The sequence below is a fragment of the Rubrivirga sp. genome (assembly GCF_049648075.1).
Taxonomy (GTDB): domain Bacteria; phylum Bacteroidota; class Rhodothermia; order Rhodothermales; family Rubricoccaceae; genus Rubrivirga.
This window is the reverse complement of the sequence record NZ_JBARYR010000544.1, coordinates 1-3,631: the sequence shown is the minus strand read 5'-3', so window position 1 is coordinate 3,631 and position 3,631 is coordinate 1. Positions and strand designations below refer to the sequence as shown.

5 protein-coding genes are annotated in these 3,631 nt (G+C 67.5%); all 5 read right to left on the bottom strand.

From position 1 onward, the window contains the following. A partial coding sequence (locus WBA11_RS15245) for a hypothetical protein (RefSeq protein ID WP_424521518.1) occupies nucleotides 1-355 on the bottom strand: 355 nt, incomplete at its 3' end. 217 nt (nucleotides 356-572) lie between these two features. Beyond that, on the bottom strand, nucleotides 573-1,106 hold the full coding sequence (locus WBA11_RS15240; protein WP_424521517.1) for a hypothetical protein: 534 nt from the start codon (nucleotides 1,104-1,106) through the stop codon (nucleotides 573-575). Between the two features lie 74 nt (nucleotides 1,107-1,180). Next, nucleotides 1,181-1,879, bottom strand: a complete 699-nt coding sequence (locus tag WBA11_RS15235) for a hypothetical protein (RefSeq protein ID WP_424521516.1) — start codon at nucleotides 1,877-1,879, stop codon at nucleotides 1,181-1,183. Nucleotides 1,880-1,918: 39 nt separating this feature from the next. After that, nucleotides 1,919-2,296 (bottom strand): hypothetical protein, encoded by a 378-nt coding sequence (locus WBA11_RS15230; RefSeq protein ID WP_424521515.1) that lies wholly within the window; start codon nucleotides 2,294-2,296, stop codon nucleotides 1,919-1,921. Nucleotides 2,297-2,372: 76 nt separating this feature from the next. Continuing rightward, on the bottom strand, nucleotides 2,373-2,720 hold the full coding sequence (locus tag WBA11_RS15225; RefSeq protein WP_424521514.1) for an Ig-like domain-containing protein: 348 nt from the start codon (nucleotides 2,718-2,720) through the stop codon (nucleotides 2,373-2,375). Between the last annotated feature and the right edge of the window lie 911 nt (nucleotides 2,721-3,631).

Genomic DNA, 3,631 nt, shown 5'->3' with positions numbered 1-3,631 from the left:
GGTCGGCCCCGACCACGTCCAGCCGATCGCCCTCGATCCGGCCGCTCGCCTGGGATCGGACGGGCACGCGCGCCGCCCCGTCGTTCGCGCACACGCGCTCCCGCTCGAGATCGACCCGGGCCGACCCGTCGTCGCCAATCACGAGAGTACCGCCTCGGGCTCGGACGACCCAGTGGTAGTCGAACGCAGCGTCGGAGCTGCACAGCTCCCGCGTCCGCTCGACCACCATCGGGAGCGGCCGTCCGTCGATCGTAGCGAGATGGTAGGTGCCGGGCGCGACCTCGAGGTCGGGAGCCGACGTGTCGCACGACGCGAGTACAGAGGCGAACGCGACGGTCAAGAGGAGACGGGTCAAAAGGTGCCCTTGTAGGGGAGAGGGTGAATGGGCCGCGATGGTACGGAAAACCGTCCCCACGTCAAGGCGTCTGGGCATCCCAGGACTCGTCAGTGCTCTGCTGAGGTCGCGCGGATAGTCTCGGGCTTCGCCCTCGACAGGGCTTCGTCTAGTTGTCCAACGAGCCTTCAGCTTCCAGGTGAGGAGTCGCGATGATCTAAGACACTGTGAGGCCTGCCTACTCGAGCCGGACCTCGAACGTGTTGGACGTCCGCTCCTCCAAGGACACGAGGTCTCGGCCTAGCGGGAAGTCTTCGTCGGTCACGCTCGAGAACAGCTCGACCCGGAGCCGGTACGTCCCGTCGACCTCGAGGGCGAACTCGGGGACTACTCTCTGACCAGGGAGGTATCCGACGACCCGGAGCGTGTCCCGTCCAACCTCCCCGGCCTCGAGGACGAACGGGGGACTCAAGCACGCAAACTCGACTCCCCCGTAGGCGACGACCCATTCATTCCCGGCCCGCTTCTCGAGCACCGGCTTCGGCGGTCGACGGCAGCCGACGCGGTAGAGCGGGGCGCCGGTCGTGTTGTGGATCTCGAACGGGACGTCGAATACGACGCTGGTCCTCCCGTCGGCATCGAGACGAGCGTCGTACGCCGTCCGGTCGGTCACGACGAGGGTAGTCCGCACGGGTGGCACCGCGTCGTCGGACGAACCGAGCGAGCACGCCGACAGCAGGACGACGGCGGAGGAGACAAGAGCGGTTCGCACGGGCATGTCGAAGGGAGACCCATAGTTCGCGCCGATCGTGCGGCGAGGCAAGGCCCTCGAGAAGGCCACTCGGTCTAGTAGATGACGTTCGGGCCGTAGTCGGGGCTCTCCTCACGGGCCAGCGCTTGTCGCCACTCGGCCACCCGCTCGGCCCCATACTCCCACGTCGAGTCGAGCACGTCGAAGTAGGCCTCGACCACAGCGGTGTCGCCCGCGGCCGCGAGGTCCCGGGCGAGCGTCGTGTTCGGACCGAACGAGAGCTGGGTCGGACTCTCGAGCATGCGGCCGACCTCGAGCAGCAGGCGTCCCGCGGTCTCACGGTCCCCTCGCGCGAGCGCCAGCCGACCCTCGACGACCAAGGCATCCTCCAGAGCGTCGCTCCAGCTGTACCGGTCGTACCCCTCGTCCTCTTCGGCCTCCGCGATACGTCCGCGGACGTCGTCGACCAGCCCCCGAGCCTCCTCCAGACGGCCCGCATCGAGGGCCGTCAAGGCGACGCGGGACTGGTGGCGGGTGAGGATCTCATCCCGAAGTGTCGCCCCGTCGAGCGTGACGTACTCGGACCGGCGGACGACAGCCAGTTCCTCTACGGCTCGGCGGTAGCGGCACTCGTAGAAGTCGCGGTCGTACCCGTCGTCTCCCACCGGGCACCGCGGGACGGCCCTGAGCGAGTCCATGAGCGCCGTGTGGCTCCGCATGACGCGCTCGCGCTCCTCATGTCCGGGAGGGTTGCACCCGGCGACAAGGACGAGCGCGATCAGGACGAAGCGCATGAAAAGCGATCTAGGTTGGCAGGGACACCCTCCTGCGTGCTACCGCAGCCGGTCCATCTCACGCAGGCTACCCTCGAGTTGGCGACGGAGCTCCTCCAGGGTCCCGTCCTCCTCGAGCGACCGGCGCCACTCGTCCATCTCCGTCAGACTCCTCTCGAGGTCGGCGATCCGCTCCTCGAACTCGGGGGTAATCAGTTGCTCCTCGAGACGGGGCGCGGCCCCTTCCATGAGCTCGCGGAGCCGGTCGAACTCGGGGGCCTGCTCCTCCAGCATCTGCTCGAACCGCTCCATCTCCGCCAGACCCTCGATGAGCGACCGCTCGGCACGGTCGAACGCGTCACGGTCGGCGTCGGGGGTCTGCGCGAGCGCACCAGGCGCGAAGGCGAAGGCGAGAGCGAGGCAGAGGGTCAGGCGCATGGGGTCGCGGAGAAGGGTGGAGGCAAGATGCCGGGCCGCGCGAGCGTCCGAAAGGGGGAACCGCTTGACCCGTGATCTAGCGGCGGGAATCCGCGTGGGTCACGACGACCGACCGGCGGCCGGGGAAGACCCCCGACGACCACGCGAGCGCGTCGGCCTCCCCTGCGGACACAGCCGTGACGGTCCCACCGGCGTCGACCTCGATCACGCCGGGGTCGCTCGACGTCCACCGCACGTCGGTCGGCCAGGCCAGGTGGCACTCGCCCAGGATGCAGATCCGCCCGGCCTGCATCGACGTCGTGTCCCCGACGACCAGCGTCGTGTGCGGCTCGCTGAGGTACGGTCCCTGGACACAGATGGACCCGTTGCGTCCGGTCACGAGCGCGAGCGAGGCCAAAGTGAGGACGGCGGGGCGGGCAGACACGAGGGGAGGGGCTTCGGTGTCTACTCTTGGACGGACGGAGGCCCGGGGAACGAGGCGTTGTGAACCCGGATCGCCCGACGTCTGTTGAGGCTCGAGCTCATCGTGAATCCAAAACCGGTCGCGAGCATTCCTGCTCCTGCTATTCGCATCCCAGTTCGTACGCCGTCGGATGCGAAGCCCAAGTCCGCGATGCCAACCACCGCTCCGGCTCCGGCTGCGAGAGCGATTCCCCAGATCCATCGGCTCTCGTAGGCCTCGGCGTATGGTACGGCCTCAGGAACACGGGAGACGCCCTGCGCTAGGTCCATCGGAGCGATGAACCCATAGCGGGAGCTGGCAACGACAGAGCTGTCCTGCGCTTGAATCACTTGGAGTCTCAGGAAGCCTGACGGCTCATATGTGAGGCGGCATCCTGCTCCCTCGCAGGTTCGGTTTACAGGCTGTGCCGACACGGTGACCGCGGCGATCAGGACTAGGAGTAGTGCTCTCATGGTACTAGGAGTAGTGCTCTCATGGTAGAGGTGCCCTTGCGGGGCGTGTCCTCGTCCTATTTAGTCTGAACCGTATATCGTGGTAGACGGCCCGAAGCGATCCGAGTCTAACGCGAGGCCGCCCATGTTACGCTGCCAGTAGGCTCGGGTCTATGCTGTGGGCCGCCTCTGAGCAGACGATATCCGTGGTGGGACCGCCGGGACAGACGCCGTGCCATACCGGTGCCTACTGCCCGATTGAGTAGCACGAAGACGTCTCCTAGCCGGCTATGTAGGGGCGCAGCGGGCCGTTGGTGTCACAGACCCCCCTACGTCCCGTGTACGTAGCCGGCCCGGTCGTCGCTTCGCTCTGTCCAGCCCAGCGCTCGCTCGGTCGCGCCGTAGCCGGCCCGGTCCCACGTCGGCAGCGCGGACGCCCAC